At 51.2% G+C, this 19,649-nt stretch carries 23 protein-coding genes and 1 riboswitch; of the genes, 6 read left to right on the top strand and 17 right to left on the bottom strand.

Going from position 1 to position 19,649, the window contains the following annotated elements:
• Positions 1–15: 15 nt before the first annotated feature.
• Positions 16–519: a transcription elongation factor GreB gene (gene greB / locus EL309_RS08005; RefSeq protein ID WP_040669721.1), complete on the bottom strand. Its 504-nt coding sequence runs from the start codon at positions 517–519 to the stop codon at positions 16–18.
• Between the two features lie 257 nt (positions 520–776).
• On the opposite strand from greB, the gene EL309_RS08000 reads away from it, so the two are divergent.
• Positions 777–1,046, top strand: coding sequence for a PepSY domain-containing protein (locus EL309_RS08000; protein WP_004283472.1), 270 nt, complete (start codon positions 777–779; stop codon positions 1,044–1,046).
• A gap of 69 nt (positions 1,047–1,115) precedes the next feature.
• Here the strand turns inward: EL309_RS08000 and trhA are convergent, their stop codons facing one another.
• Entirely contained in the window at positions 1,116–1,742 is a 627-nt protein-coding gene (gene trhA, locus EL309_RS07995) for a PAQR family membrane homeostasis protein TrhA (RefSeq protein ID WP_004283471.1), read from the bottom strand.
• Positions 1,743–1,996: 254 nt separating this feature from the next.
• Between trhA and EL309_RS07990 the strand changes: the two genes are divergently transcribed.
• Positions 1,997–3,190: an amino acid aminotransferase gene (locus EL309_RS07990; protein WP_004283470.1), complete on the top strand. Its 1,194-nt coding sequence runs from the start codon at positions 1,997–1,999 to the stop codon at positions 3,188–3,190.
• 59 nt (positions 3,191–3,249) lie between these two features.
• Here the strand turns inward: EL309_RS07990 and trpB are convergent, their stop codons facing one another.
• The 9 genes from trpB to lptF form a co-directional block, all read right to left on the bottom strand.
• Positions 3,250–4,455, bottom strand: coding sequence for a tryptophan synthase subunit beta (gene trpB / locus EL309_RS07985; RefSeq protein WP_004283469.1), 1,206 nt, complete (start codon positions 4,453–4,455; stop codon positions 3,250–3,252).
• An 85-nt stretch (positions 4,456–4,540) separates the two neighbouring features.
• Entirely contained in the window at positions 4,541–5,155 is a 615-nt protein-coding gene (locus EL309_RS07980) for a class I SAM-dependent methyltransferase (protein WP_004283468.1), read from the bottom strand.
• Positions 5,156–5,203: 48 nt separating this feature from the next.
• Complete coding sequence (locus EL309_RS07975) at positions 5,204–5,509, bottom strand: hypothetical protein (protein WP_004283466.1); 306 nt, start codon at positions 5,507–5,509, stop codon at positions 5,204–5,206.
• 116 nt (positions 5,510–5,625) lie between these two features.
• Positions 5,626–5,721, bottom strand: a riboswitch (SAM-I-IV-variant riboswitch).
• 116 nt (positions 5,722–5,837) lie between these two features.
• A complete protein-coding gene (tyrS, locus tag EL309_RS07970; RefSeq protein ID WP_004283465.1) occupies positions 5,838–7,136 on the bottom strand; it encodes a tyrosine--tRNA ligase in 1,299 nt (432 codons plus the stop codon).
• 75 nt (positions 7,137–7,211) lie between these two features.
• Positions 7,212–7,838, bottom strand: a complete 627-nt coding sequence (locus tag EL309_RS07965) for a hypothetical protein (RefSeq protein WP_004283464.1) — start codon at positions 7,836–7,838, stop codon at positions 7,212–7,214.
• Between the two features lie 65 nt (positions 7,839–7,903).
• Entirely contained in the window at positions 7,904–8,995 is a 1,092-nt protein-coding gene (gene ychF / locus EL309_RS07960; RefSeq protein WP_004283463.1) for a redox-regulated ATPase YchF, read from the bottom strand.
• A gap of 125 nt (positions 8,996–9,120) precedes the next feature.
• The gene (locus EL309_RS07955; protein WP_004285667.1) at positions 9,121–9,372 is read right to left on the bottom strand and encodes a DUF1289 domain-containing protein; all 252 of its coding nucleotides are present in this window, start codon (positions 9,370–9,372) and stop codon (positions 9,121–9,123) included.
• A 59-nt stretch (positions 9,373–9,431) separates the two neighbouring features.
• Positions 9,432–10,502, bottom strand: coding sequence for an LPS export ABC transporter permease LptG (gene lptG / locus EL309_RS07950; RefSeq protein WP_036494494.1), 1,071 nt, complete (start codon positions 10,500–10,502; stop codon positions 9,432–9,434).
• Positions 10,499–11,611, bottom strand: a complete 1,113-nt coding sequence (lptF, locus tag EL309_RS07945; RefSeq protein ID WP_036494492.1) for an LPS export ABC transporter permease LptF — start codon at positions 11,609–11,611, stop codon at positions 10,499–10,501. The genes lptG and lptF overlap by 4 nt, the downstream gene beginning before the upstream one ends.
• A 151-nt stretch (positions 11,612–11,762) precedes the next feature.
• Between lptF and EL309_RS07940 the strand changes: the two genes are divergently transcribed.
• Complete coding sequence (locus EL309_RS07940; protein ID WP_004283461.1) at positions 11,763–13,190, top strand: leucyl aminopeptidase; 1,428 nt, start codon at positions 11,763–11,765, stop codon at positions 13,188–13,190.
• A gap of 6 nt (positions 13,191–13,196) precedes the next feature.
• On the opposite strand, the gene EL309_RS10815 is transcribed toward EL309_RS07940, so the two are convergent.
• A complete protein-coding gene (locus EL309_RS10815) occupies positions 13,197–13,331 on the bottom strand; it encodes a hypothetical protein (protein ID WP_267894467.1) in 135 nt (44 codons plus the stop codon).
• Between the two features lie 32 nt (positions 13,332–13,363).
• Between EL309_RS10815 and EL309_RS07935 the strand changes: the two genes are divergently transcribed.
• Positions 13,364–13,804 carry a DNA polymerase III subunit chi gene (locus EL309_RS07935; RefSeq protein ID WP_004285665.1) on the top strand — a complete coding sequence of 147 codons (441 nt, stop codon included), beginning with the start codon at positions 13,364–13,366 and terminating at the stop codon, positions 13,802–13,804.
• 53 nt (positions 13,805–13,857) lie between these two features.
• Here the strand turns inward: EL309_RS07935 and EL309_RS07930 are convergent, their stop codons facing one another.
• Positions 13,858–14,715, bottom strand: coding sequence for a YicC/YloC family endoribonuclease (locus EL309_RS07930; protein ID WP_004285664.1), 858 nt, complete (start codon positions 14,713–14,715; stop codon positions 13,858–13,860).
• A 113-nt stretch (positions 14,716–14,828) separates the two neighbouring features.
• Here EL309_RS07930 and rph point away from each other — a divergent pair, with 113 nt between their 5' ends.
• The gene (gene rph, locus EL309_RS07925) at positions 14,829–15,557 is read left to right on the top strand and encodes a ribonuclease PH (RefSeq protein WP_004283457.1); all 729 of its coding nucleotides are present in this window, start codon (positions 14,829–14,831) and stop codon (positions 15,555–15,557) included.
• A gap of 78 nt (positions 15,558–15,635) precedes the next feature.
• On the opposite strand, the gene EL309_RS07920 is transcribed toward rph, so the two are convergent.
• From EL309_RS07920 to EL309_RS07910, 3 genes are all read right to left on the bottom strand, one after another.
• The gene (locus tag EL309_RS07920) at positions 15,636–16,553 is read right to left on the bottom strand and encodes a metal ABC transporter solute-binding protein, Zn/Mn family (RefSeq protein ID WP_004283456.1); all 918 of its coding nucleotides are present in this window, start codon (positions 16,551–16,553) and stop codon (positions 15,636–15,638) included.
• Between the two features lie 69 nt (positions 16,554–16,622).
• Complete coding sequence (locus tag EL309_RS07915; protein ID WP_004283455.1) at positions 16,623–17,501, bottom strand: metal ABC transporter permease; 879 nt, start codon at positions 17,499–17,501, stop codon at positions 16,623–16,625.
• Positions 17,502–17,542: 41 nt separating this feature from the next.
• Entirely contained in the window at positions 17,543–18,268 is a 726-nt protein-coding gene (locus tag EL309_RS07910) for a metal ABC transporter ATP-binding protein (RefSeq protein WP_004283454.1), read from the bottom strand.
• Positions 18,269–18,486: 218 nt separating this feature from the next.
• Between EL309_RS07910 and EL309_RS07900 the strand changes: the two genes are divergently transcribed.
• The gene (locus EL309_RS07900; protein ID WP_004283452.1) at positions 18,487–18,810 is read left to right on the top strand and encodes a DUF2288 domain-containing protein; all 324 of its coding nucleotides are present in this window, start codon (positions 18,487–18,489) and stop codon (positions 18,808–18,810) included.
• A 138-nt stretch (positions 18,811–18,948) separates the two neighbouring features.
• On the opposite strand, the gene bioD is transcribed toward EL309_RS07900, so the two are convergent.
• Positions 18,949–19,617: a dethiobiotin synthase gene (bioD, locus tag EL309_RS07895; protein WP_004283451.1), complete on the bottom strand. Its 669-nt coding sequence runs from the start codon at positions 19,615–19,617 to the stop codon at positions 18,949–18,951.
• Between the last annotated feature and the right edge of the window lie 32 nt (positions 19,618–19,649).

The following is a 19,649-nucleotide window of genomic DNA, read 5'->3' as shown; positions in this document are numbered from 1 at the left end:
TCAATATATGCCCGATCAATCGATCCGCTCGTAACGCACTTCCAAAATCTCAATGGTTTCCCTGCCGTCCGGACCGTTCAAAACCACATCGTCGCCCTCGTGCGCTTTCAACAGACAACGTGCCAACGGCGACACCCACGAGATTTTGTTTTTTGCCGTATCGATTTCATCCGTTCCCACAATGCGCACGGTTTGCTCCGTACCGTCTTCACGCAGCAAATCCACTGTTGCGCCGAAAAAGATTTGGTCGGTATCTTCACGGGTTTCCGGATCCACCACCACCGCGGCTTCCAAACGCTTGGTCAAAAAACGGATACGGCGGTCGATTTCGCGCAAACGCCGTTTGCCGTAGAGATAATCGCCGTTTTCGCTGCGGTCGCCGTTACCGGCCGCCCAGCTCACCACTTGCACCACATCCGGCCGTTCTTTATAAACCAAATGGTAAAGCTCGTCTTTTAAAGCCTGCCAGCCGACAGGCGTAATATAGTTTTTCGGTTGCGATTCTGCTGTTGAACTCATATCCAAACCATTCAGGCCGTCTGAAAACAAAGCCACATTCTATAACAAACTTCTGCCTGCTTCTATCACTGCCCCAAATACCTGCGCCGACAACCGGCTTCGTTTTCCACAACACCCGACCCAAATGCCTTTACCAAAAATAACAATCGCCTAATTCATCTCTAAATCTCCGCGCCTATACTGAACCCGTCAACACAACAGATAACGCGGTCGATACCGCTTTCCATCACCATCAACCGACCAGAAAGGCCGAAACCATGAAACCCAACCGCCTGATTCCCATCCTGCTGATCGTCGCAACCGCTTTCACCGCCAACGCCGCACAGGCCGCGCAATATATTTCCTCCAAAAAAGCCGTAGCCATCGCACAAAAAAATGTAAAAGGCCAAGTGACCGATGTCGATTTCGACAGCACCCCCCGTGCCCATTACGAAGTCGATATTCTCTCAAAAGGCCACAAATACGAAATCGAAATCGACGCACGCACAGGAAAAATTCTATCCAAACGCGTAGATCGCGACGATTAACCGAACTACAACAAACAAGGCCGTCTGAAAATTTCAGACGGCCTTGTATATTTCCATTCGGTTATCCGACTAAATCACATAACCATACACGCTCACAAATTGTGCCGCACTGCCGAGCAAAACAAAAATATGCCAGATACCGTGCCCGTGCTTAATCTTCGCATCATTCACAAACCAATAAATTCCGGCGCTATACAGCAAACCGCCGCACACCAGCCAAAACAAACCCCAAGCCGGCAGCATTTTTACTAACGGATACACCGCCACCAACACCAGCCAGCCCATGACCACATACAGAATCATCGACAACAAACGCCGCTCGCTCTTACGCCCGATGGTCAGCTCCTGCACAATACCGAACACAGCCAAACCCCACGACACCCCAAACAGCGACCAACCCCAAGCCCCGTTTAAAGTAACCAACGTAAACGGCGTATAGCTGCCCGCAATCAAAAGATAAATCGCACAATGGTCGAATTTCTGCAAAACACCTTTGGCCTGAGTATGGCGCACGCTGTGATACACCGTCGAACCCACATACAGCACAATCAAACAAGCACCGTATGCCGCCGCACTGACCACCTTATACGCATTATCGGTTCCCACCGCTTTCAACAACAGAAACACCGTTCCCGCCGCTGCCAATACCGCCCCTGCCAAATGACTGTAAGCGTTAAACCGCTCGCCTTGATACATATTACTCTTCTTAATTTAAAATCATTATCACCGCTATCATATACCCATTTCCCCGCAAGAACCGCAACAGTCCTTTAAAAACAGGTTAAACCGCCTTTAACCTCACCGGCAAATTCATTTTCAGACGGCCTCCCCCCCTCTCTTCCATAAACACCCGAAAATCCATTATTATTTTCCCATTACCAACGAAGCAAACCGGTTTGCCCGACGTCCGTCCGCCAAGCCGCGTCTTGACACCATACAAAGGAAAAACCATGTTCAAACACATCGAACACTATCCCGGCGACCCCATTCTCGGGCTGGTCGAAACCTTCAACCAAGATTCCCGCCCCGAAAAAGTCAACTTAGGCATCGGCATCTATTTTGACGAAGACGGCAAACTGCCCGTTTTAAAATGCGTACGCACCGCAGAAATCCAACGGGCAGAAACCGCCCAACCGCGCAGCTACCTTCCGATGGAAGGATTGGTCGCCTACCGCACCGCCGTACAAAAACTACTGTTCGGCGCAGACAACCCCGCCTTGCAGCAAGAACGCATCGCCACCATCCAAACCCTCGGCGGCTCCGGCGCACTCAAAGTCGGCGCCGATTTCCTGCACCGCTGGTTTCCCCAAGCCAAAGTCTACGTCAGCGACCCGACATGGGATAACCACAAAAGCATTTTCGAAGGCGCAGGCTTCGAAGTCGGCACCTACCCCTACTACAACCCCGAAACCATCGGCGTCAAATACGACGAAATGCTCGCCTTCTTCAAACAACTGCCCGAAAACAGCATTCTGCTGCTGCACCCCTGCTGCCACAACCCGACCGGCGTTGATTTAAGCGAAAACCAATGGGACGAACTGCTCGAAACCGTTAAAAACAACAAACTCATACCGTTTATGGATATCGCCTATCAAGGCTTCGGCGAAGACTTGGACAATGACGCCTATGCCATCCGCAAAGCCGTTTCCATGAACCTCCCCCTGTTTGTCAGCAACTCCTTCTCCAAAAACCTTTCCTTCTACGGCGAACGCGTCGGCGGCTTGAGCATTGTCTGCCCCAACAAAGAAGAAGCCGCATTGGTATTCGGCCAACTCAAATTCACCGTCCGCCGCATCTATTCCAGCCCGCCCGCACACGGCGCATTCATCACCGCCGCCGTTATGGACTCCGAAGAACTGTTTGCCGTTTGGCAGCAAGAAGTCAACGAAATGCGCGACCGAATCCGTCAAATGCGCCGCAAACTCTACGACGCACTCACCGCCAAACTGCCCGGCAAAGACTTCAGCTACTTCATCAAACAGCGCGGCATGTTCAGCTACACCGGCCTGTCGCCCGAACAAGTGCAACGCCTGCAAGACGAATTCGCCGTCTACTTGGTCGGCTCCGGCCGCATGTGCGTTGCCGGTCTCAACAGCCGCAACATCGACTACGTTGCCGAAGCATTTGCCGCCGTATTGAAATAAACAGGCCGTAAAAGCAGAAAGGCCGTCTGAAATTCAGACGGCCTTTTATATTCACCAAACTATAACTCGATTTTGCTTAAAACATAATCTACATCTTTATCGCCGCGTCCGGACAGGTTCACCAGAATATGCTTGTCCGCAGGCAACTCCGCCGCACGGCGCAAAGCGTAGGCCACGGCATGTGAGGATTCCAAAGCCGGGATAATGCCTTCTTCGCGCGATAAGGTCAGGAATGCGGCCAAGCATTCTTCGTCGGTAGCGGTTTCGTAATCGACTTTCTGCAAGTCTTTCAAATGGCAATGCTGCGGACCGACGCCGGGGTAATCCAAACCGGAGGCAATAGAATGTACGGCGGCGGGCGTGCCGTCTTCTTCCTGCAGGTAATAGCAGTTAAAACCTTGAATTTTACCGAACTTTCCTAAAGTCATGGTGGCGGCATGACGGCCGGGTTTGTCCAAGCCTTCACCGGCAGGTTCAACGCCGACTTTGCGCACGCCGTCGTCATCTAAAAAGGCGTTAAACAGACCCAAAGCATTGGAACCGCCGCCGACACAGGCCACGACTTCATCAGGCAGGCAGCCGTATTGCTGTTGGAATTGCTCTTTGGCTTCGCTGCCGATAATGCTTTGGAAATACGACACCATTTCAGGATAAGGTGCGGGGCCGACTACGGAGCCGATGGCAAACATGGATTGTTCCCAATTGCCGATATAGGCGCGGAAGGCGCTGTCTACCGCTTCTTTCAATGTTCCCGCCCCTTCGGAAACCGGCACGATTTTCGCGCCCAGAATCTTCATGCGGGAAACATTCGGATGTTCTTTGGCAATATCGACCACGCCCATATGGATTTCGCACTCCAAACCGAGCAAAGCGGCGGCAGTGGCCAAGGCTACGCCGTGTTGTCCTGCACCGGTTTCGGCCACCACTTTTTTCTTGCCCAGTTTTTTCGCCAACAGCACTTCGCCCAAGCAGTGGTTGATTTTGTGTGCGCCGGTGTGGTTTAAGTCTTCGCGTTTCAAATAAATTTGCGCGCCTCTTTTCGACAAGGTGCGCGCATGGTAAATCGGGCTCGGACGGCCGACATAGGTTGCCTGCAGGCGTTTCATTTCTGCGATAAATTCGCTGTCGCCGACAATACTACGGAAGCCGGCTTCAATTTCTGCCAATGCGGCAACCAGATCGGGATGATCGATTTTGCCGCCGTGTTTGCCGAAGAAACCTTCGGTATCGGGCTGTACTAAGGGATTTAATTGTTCTTTTGCCATGCTTTTTCCTTCATGTTTTCTCTGAGGCCGTCTGAAATTTCAGACGGCCTTTGTTCTTATTGGTTTAATGCTGTTTCGTTATTTATCAGGCCGGTTCGGCGGTGTCGGGCTTGCGTCCCAACAGACAGACTACCGAACTGGTGCCGACATGGCGGCAGCCTTCGGCCAAATCTTTGATTTCATATTCGGCAACCAGCCATTCCAAACCTTCCAAAGCCTGCTGCATTTCTTCCAGCGTCCCCATCATATCGGGGTCACCGGGCCCGCCGGTGCCGTAGGCAATCTGCTCCGGATGGTAAAACACGCCAGCAAAAAGACCGCCGGGCTTCAACGCGCCGATAACGCGTTGAAACACTTTCGTGCGCTCCGGCTCGGCAAAGTGGCAGAATACCGAAGTAATCACGTCATAAAATTCAGACGGCATCTCCATCTCGGCAATGTTTTCGATACGCGTTGTAAACGGTACGCCTTTTTCTTCCGCCAATTTCTGCGCTTTTTCCAAGCCGACGGCAGACATATCCACGCCTTCGGTCTCCAATCCGAGCTGCGCCAGAAAAATGCCGTTACGCCCTTCTCCCGTCGCCAAATCCAGTGCTTTGCCGCTGTCCGGAAAATGGTGGCGCATACGCGCAATAAATTCGTTCGGCTCGGTGCCGAACACATAATCGTCCGTCAAATAACGCTCGTCCCAATTTGACATAGTGTGTGTCTCCTAATTGTTCAGGCCGTCTGAAAATTTCAGCATAGTTCAGGCCGTTTTTCTGTTTTGTCCGTCCAGCAGCACTTCTGCAAATTCCGTCAGCTGCCGTGCCATTTTAACACTGTCAGCAAAGCCTAAAACCGATAAAATCGAGTTCAGCATGCTTCCGTCGTTATCCTGCATCAATACAACATCGGCAAACGCGGTTTCTTGCGGGAAAGCAGACGGACAAAACCAACCACCGTCCGCGCAATAAACCCCGACATCATAACAGCGGCTTGCTTTTTCCAACACCAAAGCCACTTCCGAATCCGACAACGCGCGCACGCGCACGGTATATGCATACAACTTCATTTCTTTCCTCTTTAGCAAACATTTCGGGCTGCAATTGGGATAAATCACCCGTAATAAACTTAGGCCGTCTGAATATTTCAGACTTCTGCCGCGCACAAAAAAACCCGCTTGATTTGCGGGATACCTGTCATTGCCCGAAGGCCGCATCTGCTTATGCAAACCACCTTACCGGCAGGCAGGTTGGCGTGGTTTCCCAACTCTTGATGAATGGCGCTTATCTTATGCCTGCGCCCGACCTTTTGTCAAATGGCAGACTGTAAAAAAACACCCTGCAATCCGCTCGATTACAAGATGTTTTTTCAGACGGCCTGTGCCAGTGTTATGCCGATTATTTCCACACCAGCAAAGCATGATTGCGCTTGCCGCGGCGGATAATCGTGTATTTGCCGAAACGTTTGTACTCGTCGGTAATCAGGTAGGCATCATCGGGCTTTTCGGCGGCATGTTCGGGGTTGTTGAACACGGCTGTTTCACCGTTGAGCAAAACCGCTTTGTTTTTCACAAACTCGCGCGCTTCTTTGTTTGACTTGGCCAAACCCGCAGTAATCAAGGCTTCCACCACATTCAGACGGCCTGATACCTCAAACGCCGGCAAGCCGTCTAGAGCAAGCTGCGCGTAGTCGCTTTCAGTCAGGCTGCTTTCGTCGCCGGAAAACAGACTGGCGGAAATGCGTTGCGCCGCTTCCAAAGCCTCTTCGCCGTGAATCAGGCGGGTCATTTCTTCCGCCAGAATACGCTGCGCTTCCGGCTTCACGCCGCTAGTTTTGTCTTTTGCTTCGATGGCATCAATTTCTTCAACCGACAAGAACGTGAAGTATTTCAGGAATTTATACACATCCGCATCGGCTACTTTCAGCCAGAATTGGTAAAACTGGTAGGGCGAAGTTTTTTGCGCATCCAACCATACCGCGCCGCCTTCGGTTTTGCCAAATTTCGTGCCGTCCGATTTCGTTACAAGCGGCAAAGTCAGGCCGTAAGCGGTGGCTTTGTTTAAACGACGGCACAAGTCGATACCGCCGGTGATGTTACCCCATTGGTCGGACCCGCCGATTTGCAACACCGTGCCGTGGCGTTTGTTCAACTCGGCAAAGTCATAACCTTGCAGCAGCGCGTAAGCAAATTCGGTAAACGAAATGCCCACGTCGTCGCGCTCGATGCGCTGCTTCACCGATTCTTTGTTCAACATCGCATTCACAGAAAAATGCTTGCCGATGTCGCGCAGGAAATCCAAGCAGTTCATGCCGCCGAACCAATCATAGTTGTTCGCCATAATCGCGGCATTGTCGCCCTCAAAACTCAAAAAAGGCTTGAGCTGGTTGCGGATTTTCTCCACCCAGCCCGCCACGGTTTCCGCCGTATTCAAACTGCGCTCAACCGCCTTAAAGCTCGGATCGCCGATCATGCCCGTTGCACCGCCCACCAAAGCCACCGGCGTATGCCCGGCCAATTGGAAACGGCGCAAAGCCAGCACCGGCAGCAAATGGCCGATATGCAGGCTGTCGGCGGTCGGGTCGAAACCGCAATACAAAGCGATTTTTTGTTCGTTTAATAAAGCGTCTAAGGCTTCGGCATCAGTAGTTTGCGCGATTAAGCCGCGGGATTGGAGGTCTTGGATAAATGAGGTCATCAGTATTTCATCTCTAGTTTTAAAATAGCTCAAACTCTATTTTGTTCAACATATTTATTTCAACAATTAAGCTTATTACGATAAATATTCCAAGCTTAATTTGGAAAAATCTTCGGAATCTAGGTAATAGGGAAAACACAGTTCAACATTCAATATGCAGTCGGGAAATTTTTTTTGCACTTCGGCCAACGTATCCCGCCAACCATAACTGCTGGTAAACTGTTCTGGAATCAAATCGGCCAATGCGACGGATACACTCAATAACTGCTCTATCTCATCCATCAACTTGCGAACCGCATCTTGATATTTTTGCCGTTCGAAATACAGACGAATCCGACCATCTTGCATATCCTCCCAAGGTTGGGACAACAAAGTACGGTAATCATCTATGGCAAATTCCCAAATGACACTTTCTTCCTGATGGATAACATTGATACAACCCATAATACCAACATCGTCAGGCATACCGCATTCGCAAGTCAAAATTTGAAAACTTCTGGATTGCGTTACCGACTCCGCCAACTCACTGATATCCATCACCACACAATCATCGGTAAATTTTGTCTTAAATGTCGGCAAAACAGGCTGAATCAAAAACGGCAAGCTATCGGGCACATCTTCGAAAAACGAGACAAATGGATAGCGAAAACAATAATTTAGTACTACATCATGATATTCAAAAATGCGGTCTGTATCCATCATAAAATCTCTTCCAACACGCCGAACAGACGACCTTAAAACAAACAGGCCGTCTGAAAAACTATGGCTTACACATTAAACAAGAAATGAATCACATCTCCGTCTTGCACCACATATTCCTTACCTTCGGCACGCATTTTGCCGGCTTCTTTGGCTTTGGCTTCTCCGCCTAAAGTAACAAAATCGTCGTAAGCAATCACTTGGGCGCGGATGAAGCCGCGTTCGAAATCGGTGTGGATCACGCCGGCGGCTTGCGGGGCGGTGTCGCCTTTGTGAATGGTCCAAGCGCGGACTTCTTTTACGCCGGCGGTGAAGTAGGTTTGCAGGCCGAGCAAGTCGTAGCCGGCGCGGATCAGGCGGTTGAGGCCGGGTTCTTCCAAGCCCATTTCGGCGAGGAATTCGGCTTTTTCTTCGTCTTCGAGTTCGGCAATTTCGCTTTCCAATGCGGCGCACACGGCGACTACGGGTGCGTTTTCTTTGGCGGCCAATTCTTTCAGGCGGTCTAAGTGCGGGTTGTTTTCAAAACCGTCTTCCGCTACGTTGCCCACATACATGGCGGGTTTGGCAGTGAGTAAAAACAGGGGGCGCAGCATGGCGAGTTCTTCGGCATCGAGACCGAATGAGCGAACGGGTTTGCCTTCGTTGAGATGGGGCAGCAGTTTTTCGCACAGGGCAACGAGTTTTTGTGCGTCTTTATCGCCTGATTTGGCGCGCTTGCCTTCGCGGGTGATGGCTTTTTCTACGCTGGCAAGGTCGGCCAATGCCAGCTCGGTGCCGATGGTTTCGATGTCGGCAATCGGATCGACTTTGCCGGAAACATGCACGATATTGTCGTCGTCGAAGCAGCGCACGACGTTCACGATGGCATCGGTTTCGCGGATGTTGGCAAGGAACTGGTTGCCCAAGCCTTCGCCTTTGCTCGCGCCAGCTACCAAGCCTGCGATGTCGACAAATTCGACAATGGCGGGTTGCATTTTTTGCGGGTTAACGATTTTAGCCAGCTCGGCCATGCGCGGATCGGGCACTTCGACGATGCCGACGTTGGGTTCAATCGTGCAGAAGGGGTAGTTGGCCGCTTCGATACCGGATTGGGTTAAGGCGTTGAACAAGGTGGATTTGCCGACGTTGGGCAGGCCGACGATGCCGCATTTTAAGCTCATGTGATTTCCTAAATTTCCATAGATTCGATTTTAGCCGGCGATTTTAACATATTTCGCGTTATCTTGGCTGAACGCCCGGCTTATCCTGCAGGATAAAACGCGGTTTGTTTCTTCATTTTGCACCGTTAAAAATCAAGGCGCTCCTGATGGGCGAAGGTTTCGTTTTCTTCCAAAACGGCAGTATCGCCCCGCCTTTTGATTTTTTGGCGGCGCTGCTGCAGCATATGCATCACTTGGCGTTTTTGCACATCGGTCATGCGCTGCCAGTAAAGCCGCTCTTCCCTGCTGCGCAAACAGCCTTTGCAGTAGCCTTTGTTGTTGACTTGGCATACGCCGATACACGGGCTTGGAATATCAAAAAATTCAAGCTGTTCCATATGTTTCCCTGATGCCTTGTCGAAATAAGGCCGTCTGAAATTTCAGACGGCCTCAAGGTTTAGCGTTTTTCCTGTTTGCGGATTAAATAAATGCCGAGCAATGCAAAAATGGCTGTCGGAAAAACGGCGGCGGCAAAAGGCGGCACGCCGTACAGCTGGCTGGTAAAACCGAATAAGCGTCCGGCAAAATGGAAAACCAAGCCCAAGCAGATTCCGCCGAACAGTTTCAATCCCATATTGCCGTGGCGCGTGGATTGCGGGGTAAATGCCAAAGCAACCAGTGCCATAATCATGGCGGCAACGGGATACATCAGCTTGCGCCACCAAGCGATTTCATAAGTTGCCGTTTGCTGGCGGTTGTTTTTCAGATGGCCTATGTAAGTGGTGAGGGCGGATACCGACATCTGCTCGGGCTTGATCAGCAACACATCAAGAAGATTGCTGTTTAAACTAACCGACCAACGCTGTTCCGCCAAAGTTTCGGTTTCCACTTTATCGCCGTGCAATACGCTGCGGCGCACGTTTTTCAAGAGCCAATAACCCTGATCCGACAAAGCTGCCGATTCCGCTTCCACAGCTTCGGCCAATCTGAACTGCTCGTTATGCCGCCATACTTTAATGCCTGTCAGCGTATGGTCGGGCAGCATTTCGCGCACATTGATGACATTATTGTTTTCTTTAAACCATAAGCCTTGTTTGCCGGTACTGATTTTGCCGCTGACTGCAGTGGCCTTCATATTTTCCGCCTGCCTGCTCAAACCCGGCGCCAGCCATTCGCCCAATACCGCCGTGGCAACGGCAAAAATCAAACCGAATTGCAACAATACGGCTATCAGCCTGCCGGTGCTCATTCCGCTGGCTTTCATCACGGTGATTTCGCTGCCTGCCGCCAACTGGTTTAAAGCCAGCAAACCGCCTATCAATACGGCCAAAGGCATCAGTTCATACGCACGCGAAGGCATCTGCATGGCCACATACAACATCACTTTCCAGCCGTTGTAGCTGCCCTCGCCGATATCGCCGACTTCGCTGATAATGTCGAAAAAACTGTACAACGCCAACAGCGACACCAAAGCATACAGCGTCATCACGCTCAATCTGCTAATCAGATAACGGTTGATCAATTTCATTTGCCACCGCCTTTCATGCTGTTGGCCAAAGCCTGAAGGAAAGGCTGTGCCGGCATACTGCGTACCCTCAGCAAAACGATTGCAGCCAACGCCACCAAAATATGCATGGGCAGCATACCGAGCCAGAAATTCAGCTTGCCGTCTTCCACCGCATTACGCAGAAAGGTCAAGCCGTTTTGATAAATCAGATACAGGCCGATGGCAAACAAAATATTGTAAGTATGCCCCGTTCTCGGATTGAAATACGACAAAGGCACTGCAGCCAACGCCAACAGCAGCACGCTGATCGGCAGCGACAAACGCCACATTAATTCAGCCTGATATTGCGGATTGCTGCTTCCGAAAAGCTGCATGGTCGGAATGGTGCGCCGGTGGGAAATCGGGTCGATGATTTTCGGCGTCGTACTGATAATCAGGCTCAGCCGTTCGAAAGAAACCTGATTGTAATCCGCTCTGCCCGGAGTGCCGCTGTATCGGTAACCGCCGCTCAATTCCAATGTACGTTTGTTATCTTTCAGGGAAAACGTGCCTTCTTTGGCAAAAATTACGTTGTCGTTGCCTTTATCGTCCTGCTCGCGCAGAAACAGGTTTTTCATCACGCCCGAATCGGTGTCGAACCGTTCGACAAAATAGACCCTGCCGTTTTTCTTGCCCAAAGCGCGGAACTCGCCTGCCTCAATTAAAGAAAGCTCCTGCTTCTGCTTCAAAATTTCCGCATACTCGCGGCTGCGCAATTCCGCCCACGGCATTACCCAAAGCTGCATGACGGCGATCAATACGGCAAACGGCACGGTAAACTGCATCACCGGCCGCAGCCACTGTTTCAATGCCAAACCGCAAGAAAGCCACACCGACATTTCGCTGTCGCGCCAATAGCGGGTCAACACTGCCAAAATGCTGATATAGGCAGTGAGCACCAACAGCAGCGGCGTCATACCTACCACCCAGAATCCGACCAATGCCGCCACCGCATCAATCGCCACCCTGCCGTCTGCCGCACGGCCGAGCAGGTTGATCGCCTGAGTGGACACCAACACGGCCAGCAGTACGACAAAAATGCCGACTGCGGTAAAAGAGAGTTCTTTAATAAAATTACGCTGGTAAATCATAGAATCGCTAACTGCCTAAGCGGCAAGTATTTCAGACGGCCTGAATTCGGGTACAATCCAAATGCTTTCATCCAAACGACCCGTTTCAGTCTGTATTATTTGAAAAGGCCGTCTGAAAACATTTATTTAACCGTTGTATCGGAGAAGAAACATGGAATTTAGCATAAAAGCCGAAAAATTGCAGCCAAACCAAGCAGGTGCCTTGCTTTATGTCTGCACAGACGCATGCCCCTGTTCGGAAAACAACAATGACGAAACCGCCGCACTGCTGTGCGCCTCGTTGGAAGAAGGACAGGCTTTTGCCGAAACCAAAATCATCGAAGCAGGCCGTCTGAAATCCGTCGGCGTCGTACGCATGAAAGACACGCAACGCGCTACCGTCGAAAAAGCAGCCAAAGAAGCGGCTGCATGGGCGCAAAAGCAAGAACAGTTAAACGTATGCCTCGAGCCTTTCTGCGCAGTTGACGCACCGCTGGTCGCAGAAGTGTTCGCCACTACATTGGGCAATGCCGTTTACCGTTTCGAACGCTACAAACAAGAAACTTCTCCGGCCAAACTCACCGCCGCCGCGTTCTACCACAGCCAACACGCCGAAGCCGTACAAGCGGCCGTTACCGTTGCCGAAGCACTGGTTTACGGCATGAGCCTCTGCCGCGATTTGGGCAATGCCGCGCCAAACGAATGCACACCGAAATTCTTAGCCAAAACCGCCAAAGCCGAAGCGAAAAAATTGGGCGCATCCGCCAAAATTCTGGAAAAAGACTACATCAAAGAAAACATGGGTTCGTTTTGGTCGGTAGCCAAAGGCAGCAAAGAGAAGCCTTATCTGGTGGAGTTAAGCTACTTCGGAGCAGAAGATAAAGAAGCCGCTCCCGTTGTTTTGGTCGGCAAAGGCATTACCTTCGACAGCGGCGGCATTTCCCTGAAACCGGGCGAAAACATGGACGAAATGAAATTCGACATGTGCGGCGCGGCAACCGTTATCGGTACATTCTGCGCAGCAGTAAAAATGCAGCTGCCCATCAACCTGATTGCCGTCGTACCGACTTGCGAAAACATGCCTTCGGGCGGTGCCAACAAACCGGGCGACATCGTAACCAGCATGAAAGGCTTAACCATCGAAGTATTGAATACCGATGCGGAAGGCCGTCTGATTTTATGCGACGCGCTGACTTATGCCGAACAGTTCAACCCGAAAGCCGTTATCGACGTTGCCACGCTGACCGGAGCCTGCATTATTGCACTCGGCCACGAAGTGAGCGGCCTGATGGCCAACAATCAAGAACTGGCCGACCAACTGCTGGCCGCCGCCGAAGATTCGGGCGACAAAGCATGGCAGCTGCCGCTGTTCGACAACTATAAAGAACAGCTTAAATCCAACTTCGCCGACCTGCAAAATATCGGAGGACGCGCTGCCGGTACCATCACGGCTGCCACGTTCCTGTCATACTTCACCGAAAACTACAACTGGGCGCATTTGGATATCGCCGGTACGGCATGGAAATCGGGCAAAGAAAAAGGCGCAAGCGGCCGCCCCGTTCCGCTGCTGCTCAACTATCTGCGTAATCTGAACGCATAATTTCATTTATTTGAAATCCAAGGCCGTCTGAAAACCGCAATAATTTTCAGACGGCCTCTCTGTTTCCGCTAAAATAATACCGTTTACAACCGATAAGCTTTTACCGCACAGCGGCACACCGCCGCAAACATACGGTGTCATCGGTTTCACCTGCCAACCTGTTAGGAAAATCCATGCCTCAAGCCACGTTTTACACTCACGTCAGCGATTGCCACCTTTTTGCCTGCCGCCTGACTGCACGCGCCGTGCAAAGCGGCAGCCGGGTATTGGTTTGGACGGAAGACGGCGAAGCCGCCGAAAAGCTGAACTTGGATTTATGGAGCTATGAACCGACCGCGTTTCTGCCGCATGAAATCTGGTATCCCAACCAACCGCAGCCCGAAGACGCGCCGGTATTGGTTACTTTCGGTCAAACTTTCCCTGCACTTCAGCCGGGCCGGGTAGTTTTAAACTTGTCACCCGATTTTTGGTGCGACGCCGTTCCCCCGCCCGAACGGGTGCTGGAAATCGTCGGCACCGGCTTGGAAGATTTGGACGAAGCCCGCAAGCGTTTTTCCGCCTACAAACGCCAAGGCTTCGACATCACCCACCACAACCGGCAGGGCAAAGACTAAACCAACAGGCCGTCTGAAAATTTCAGACGGCCTGTTCAATGACGAATGACTTATTATTCGATATTCTGAACCTGTTCGCGCATTTGCTCGATCAACACCTTCAACTCAACCGAAGCCTGCGTACATTCCGCCGCAATCGCCTTGCTGCCGAGCGTATTCGCTTCGCGGTTCAGTTCCTGCATCAGAAAATCCAAACGCTTGCCCACGCCGCCTTTGGCCTGTTTCACAATACGGCGCACTTCGGCAATGTGCGTACGCAGACGGCTGAATTCTTCGTCCACATCAGCTTTCTGCATAAACAGCGCAAACTCCTGCTGCAAACGGTCGTTATCGACAATTTCCACCGCTTCGCGCAAACGGGTACGGACTTTTTCCAAATGCGCTTCCAGCAAAGATGGGAATTTACCGTTCAAATCGCCGACAATCTGCTCCATGCCGTCCAAGCGTTCCAACAGGTGCAAGCCCAATTTTTCGCCCTCGCGCTCGCGCGCGGCGGTGAAATCCTCCAAAGCCTGCGCCAATAAATCTTTAACTGCTTGGGCAAACTCTTCGGCATCGGCGTTCTGGCTGACCAACACACCCGGAAAACGCAAAATATCGGCCACACGCAACTTACCCAAATCTTGATGTTTTTTGCGCCATTTTTTATTTAAGGAGGCCAGTTGCGCCACCAAATCGCCGTCCACTTCCAAACCGCGGCCGCTTTCGGCCACGTCTTGAATCTGAATCCGACATTCCAGCTTGCCGCGCGCGGCTTTTCCGGCAATCTGTTCGCGCAACGAGCCTTCCAAATAACGCAAATCATCGGGCATTCTGAACTGCACGTCCAAATAGCGGTGGTTTACCGCACGGATTTCCAAATTAATGCGCTTGCCGCCGCACTCGCCTGCCGCATTGGCAAAACCGGTCATACTGTAAATGGTCACAACTCGCTCCAATATCAATAAACATCGTTTCTCGGGCAACAATATACCACAACACGCCCGTGTTATAATGCCAAACAATTCAATTAAAGGAAAAAATTATGACAAGCTCTTACCAACGCGAAGGCCGCGCGGCCGATTCGCTGCGCAGCATTAAGCTAACGCCCGGCTTTTTGCCGCATACCGACGGTTCGGTTTTAATTGAATGCGGCAATACCAAAATCATCTGCACCGCTTCGGTTGACGAAAGCGTACCGCCGTTTCTGCGCGGCAAAAACCAAGGTTGGGTCACAGCCGAATACGGTATGCTGCCCGCTTCCACCGCTTCACGCATGCGCCGCGAAGCTTCGGCAGGCAAACAAAGCGGACGCACTCAGGAAATCCAACGCCTGATCGGCCGTTCGCTACGTGCCGTGGTCGATATGGAAAAACTGGGCGAACGCCAGATTCTGATCGACTGCGATGTGATTCAGGCAGACGGCGGCACACGCACGGCTTCGATTACCGGCGCATTTGTCGCGCTTGCCATGGCGGTAAACAAGCTATTGGCTAAGGGTTTGATTTCTGAAAACCCGATTCGCGAAGCCGTTGCCGCCGTATCGGTCGGCGTAGTCGGCGGTACGCCGTTGCTGGATTTGGATTATCCTGAAGATTCCGGCTGCGACAGCGACATCAATCTGGTGATGACGGAATCTGGCAAAATAATCGAAATTCAAGGGACGGCGGAAGGCGCGCCGTTCAGCTTGGAAGAGTTGTCCGTTTTGATTGCGTTGGGACAAAAAGGCATTGCCGAACTGGTGCAACACCAAACGCAAGCTTTATCGGCATAAGCCCCGGTTATCATTTGTCTGCAATGAACAAAGGCCGTCTGAAAATTTCAGACGGCCTTTTGAGCTTATCCAAACCGTTTACTGCTTCATGGCATCTGCCAATGCTTTAACATTGTAGCGGTACATTTCAATATAGGTATCCGCTTCGGGACGGCTGCCCAAAGCATCGGAATACAGCTTGCCGTTGAGCTTCACACCGGTTTCTTTGGCGATTCGCTCGATTTGGCGGGTGTCTTTAATGTTTTCCGCAAAAACGGCTTTGATACCGCTGCGTTTGATTTGACGGATAATCGCCGCAATTTGTTTGGCGGAAGGCTCTGCTGCCGTGCTGACACCTTGTGCGGCGGTAAATTGGATATTGTAACGCTTGGCCATATAGGCAAAGGAGTCATGACCGGTCAGCACTTTGCGTTTTTCCGCCGGAATGCTGTCGAAGGTTTTCTTGGTTTCTTCGTGCAGCTTGGTCAGTTGCACCTGATAGTCGGTTAAGCGTTTGCTGTAATAGGCTTTGCCTTCGGGATCGGCTTTAATCAGAGCTTGTGCGATATTGGCCGCATAAGTTTTCATCAACACGGGATCCGTCCATACATGCGGATCGAATTCGCCATGATCATGGTGATGATGGCCGTGGTCATGACCGTGATCATGATGGTGGTGGTGATGTTCGCCGGCTTCCAAAGCCTTAATGCCTGCGGCGGCTTCCGCATACACGGCTTTGCCTTGTTTGGCGGCACGCCGAATGTCGGCAGCTTCTAAACCCAAACCGTTTAACACAACCAATTTTGCATTGCGGATTTTGCGCACGTCGCCTGCCGTCATATGGTAAACATGCGAATCTTGGTCGTGACCGACCAAATTCTGAACGTCTACGCGCTCACCGCCAATTTGTTTGGTAATGTCACCTAAAATGCTGAAGCCCGTTACCACAGGCATCGGCGCGGCATATGCCCCCACCGGAACGACTGCCGCAATCAATACCGCTTGCCAATTTTTCATAATTCCGCTCCTTATTGCTACCGTTTTAATTTTTAATGGTGAAGACGGCGAAAAAGGCCGTCTGAAATTTTAAGCTGTTTTATGTTTTTTGCTTCTCAGCCACTTGGGCAGAATGCCGCCCTCTTTGCCGAAAAATATCGAAATCAGATAAGCCGTGCCGCACCAAAGAATAATGGCCGGGCCGGAAGGAATTTCAATGTGATAGGAAAACAGCAGTCCGCCTGTTCCGCAAACCAAAGCCAACAGCAAAGCCGTGAGAATCAGCGAACCCATGCTGCGCGTCCACAAACGTGCGGTAATGGCCGGAAGCATCATCAAACCTACCGACATCAACGTACCGAGCGTTTGGAAACCGGCCACCAAGTTCATGACAACCAAAACCAAAAACAGAACATGCCAGAATCCGCCCTTGCCTTTTACCGCTTTTAAAAACAGCGGATCAATGCTCTCCAACACCAGCGGTCGGTAAATCACTGCCAAGGCCAGCAAAGTCAGGCTGGAAACTGCAGCAATCAGCTGTAAGGCCGGTAAATCCACCGCCAACACCGAACCGAACAGCAAATGCAGCAAATCAACACTGCTTCCGCCCGTGCTGACCAACACCACGCCGATAGCCAAACTGCTCAAATAAAAAGCGGCGAAATTGGCATCTTCTTTCAATCCGGTCAACCGGCTGACCAAACCGGCCAGCAATGCCATCAACATGCCGGCAATAAACCCGCCCGCACTCATGGCAGGCAAACTCAAACCGGCAAACATATAACCGATCGCCGCACCCGGCAAAACGGCATGGCTTAATGCATCACCCACCAAGCTCATGCGGCGCATCACCAAAAACACGCCAACCGGCGCAGCACTCAGTGCCAAGCTGACAATGGAAGCCAGCGCATACCGCATAAAGTCAAATTCGGCAAAAGGTTCGATAATGAGTGTATAAAAATCTGTCATGTATTTGAGGCCGTCTGAAAATAATGGGAAGGCTGCCGCCGTTACGCTTCGCACCAATCGGCTGCATCATGCTTCTGCACCGCCGCGTCCGCTTGTTTGAGAAAATGCTCGGTCAAAACGTCTTCCGTTTTACCCGAAGCGATTTTTTCCCGTGCAATCAAAACGGTATAGGGAAAATAAGCACGCACCTGTTCATAATCGTGCAACACCGCCACCACCGTCCGGCCCTCGCTGTTACATTGCCTCAATAATTCCAACAAAGCATAAGTCGTTTTGGCATCCACCGCGTTAAACGGCTCGTCCAACAACAAATATTTCGCATCCTGTACCAGCATCCGCGCAAATAACACGCGCTGAAACTGACCGTTTGACAGATGACCTATCTGGCGGTCGGCAAAATCCGCCATTTCCACGCGTTCCAAAGCTTGGGTCACGCGCGCGCGCTGGGCTTTGCCGACCCTGCCAAAAAACCCGATTTCATACCACAGCCCCATTGCCGCCAATTCAAACACCGTCATCGGCTGGCTGCGGTCTATTTCCGACTGTTGCGGCAGATAAGCAATGTCTTTGCGCTCGCAGCCGCACCACTCGACTTTGCCCGTGTCGATTTTCTGCAATCCCATCACGGCCTTGAGAAAAGTGGATTTTCCCGCACCGTTCGGCCCGAACACCGCCCACATACTGCCCGAATCAAAACAGATATCAAAATGGTGGACAGCCGGATGACGGTTATAGCTGACCGTTAAATCTTGCGTACGGATACTCATGCGCCGACCGCCCAGAAGTAAACGCTCCACAAAAACGCGAGCGCCAACAAGGCAATCAATAATCTCTGTATCAAACCGGTCAGTAAAATCGTATTCATAAAATAGGGCGCACAGCCGTGAGGCCGTCTGAAAATAAACCAACGCAGATGATACTGTATAACAACCGGGATTGTAAATGAAAGCGGCAATAGGGTTTGCGCTGAAAACGCAGTACAATAATGCTTTTTAAAATAAAGGATAAACGTATGCAGTCGGTATCTGTGGGCGAAAAACTGAATCTGGAAACCGCCAAAATCCATTGGGACGAGCTGCAAACCCATTTTGCCCGCGGTGCAGCCGTTTATGTATCCGAGGAGCTGGACTTGATCAACGTAGCCGAAATGGTTGCCGCCGATAATGCCTCCGCTTTGCGTCCGCTGATGGAAACCGGAAAATTCGGCTTGGTCAGTGAAGATCAGGCGAGCCGTTTTCTCGACAACAATCAGGCCATGTGGGCGGTGGTGGTTGCGCCGTGGGTATTGGTTCAGCCCTGCTGCGGATAAAATCCCCAATCTGCCATTTCAACCTGTTTTGCTATCGGGTAAACAAGCAAGCGTTTCAACGGATACAAGTTTATATATCAAAAGGCCGTCTGAAATTTTCAGACGGCCTTCAGGTTATTTCTATACATAATACCGACATCAATCCAGTAAACCGATGTCAAGAAATTCCGCAACCGTCTCTGCCCTTGCCCCGGGCATATACGGCATTAAGCCCAGCAGCGGTGCGGGAATACGTTTCACCAACGTATCGAGATAGTCTTCCAAACGGTGCGGCTGTGCGGTGATACAGTTGGCAACCCAACCTGCCAGCTCCAACCCTGAATGGCGTATTGCTTCCACTGTCAGCAAAGCATGATTGATGCAGCCCAACTTCATCCCCACCACCAGAATAACCGGCAGCTGCTGCGACACTACCCAATCTGCAAAGTCGGTTTCGTCATCTAAAGGCGTTAACCACCCCCCGGCCCCTTCAACCAAAACCAAGCCACTTTTCTGTTTTAGTTTTGCTAAACCTTCGCTCAAACAGGCGGTATTTATCGGGCGGTTTTCATCGACGGCAGCCAAATGCGGCGCGGTCGCTTCCCGAAAGGTATAACCGTTATGATCCTGATAAGCATAAACCTCCGATGAAGCAGCGCGTAAGGCGGAAACATCTTCATTCCAACCGTTTTCATCAGCTTCCGTTGCCACCGGCTTATAGCCGGTACTGTGCAGACCGCTTTTTTTTGCCGCGTGCAATAAGGCTGTGGTGCAGAATGTTTTGCCGATTCCGGTATCCGTACCGGCAATGAAATAAGCTGGATGCATATTGTGTTTTACGTTACTGGTTTATGGAAAAC

The organism is Neisseria weaveri, assembly GCF_900638685.1.
Classification (GTDB): domain Bacteria; phylum Pseudomonadota; class Gammaproteobacteria; order Burkholderiales; family Neisseriaceae; genus Neisseria; species Neisseria weaveri.
Note: the sequence above shows the minus strand (reverse complement) of the source record. Positions and strands in the feature narration are given on the sequence as shown.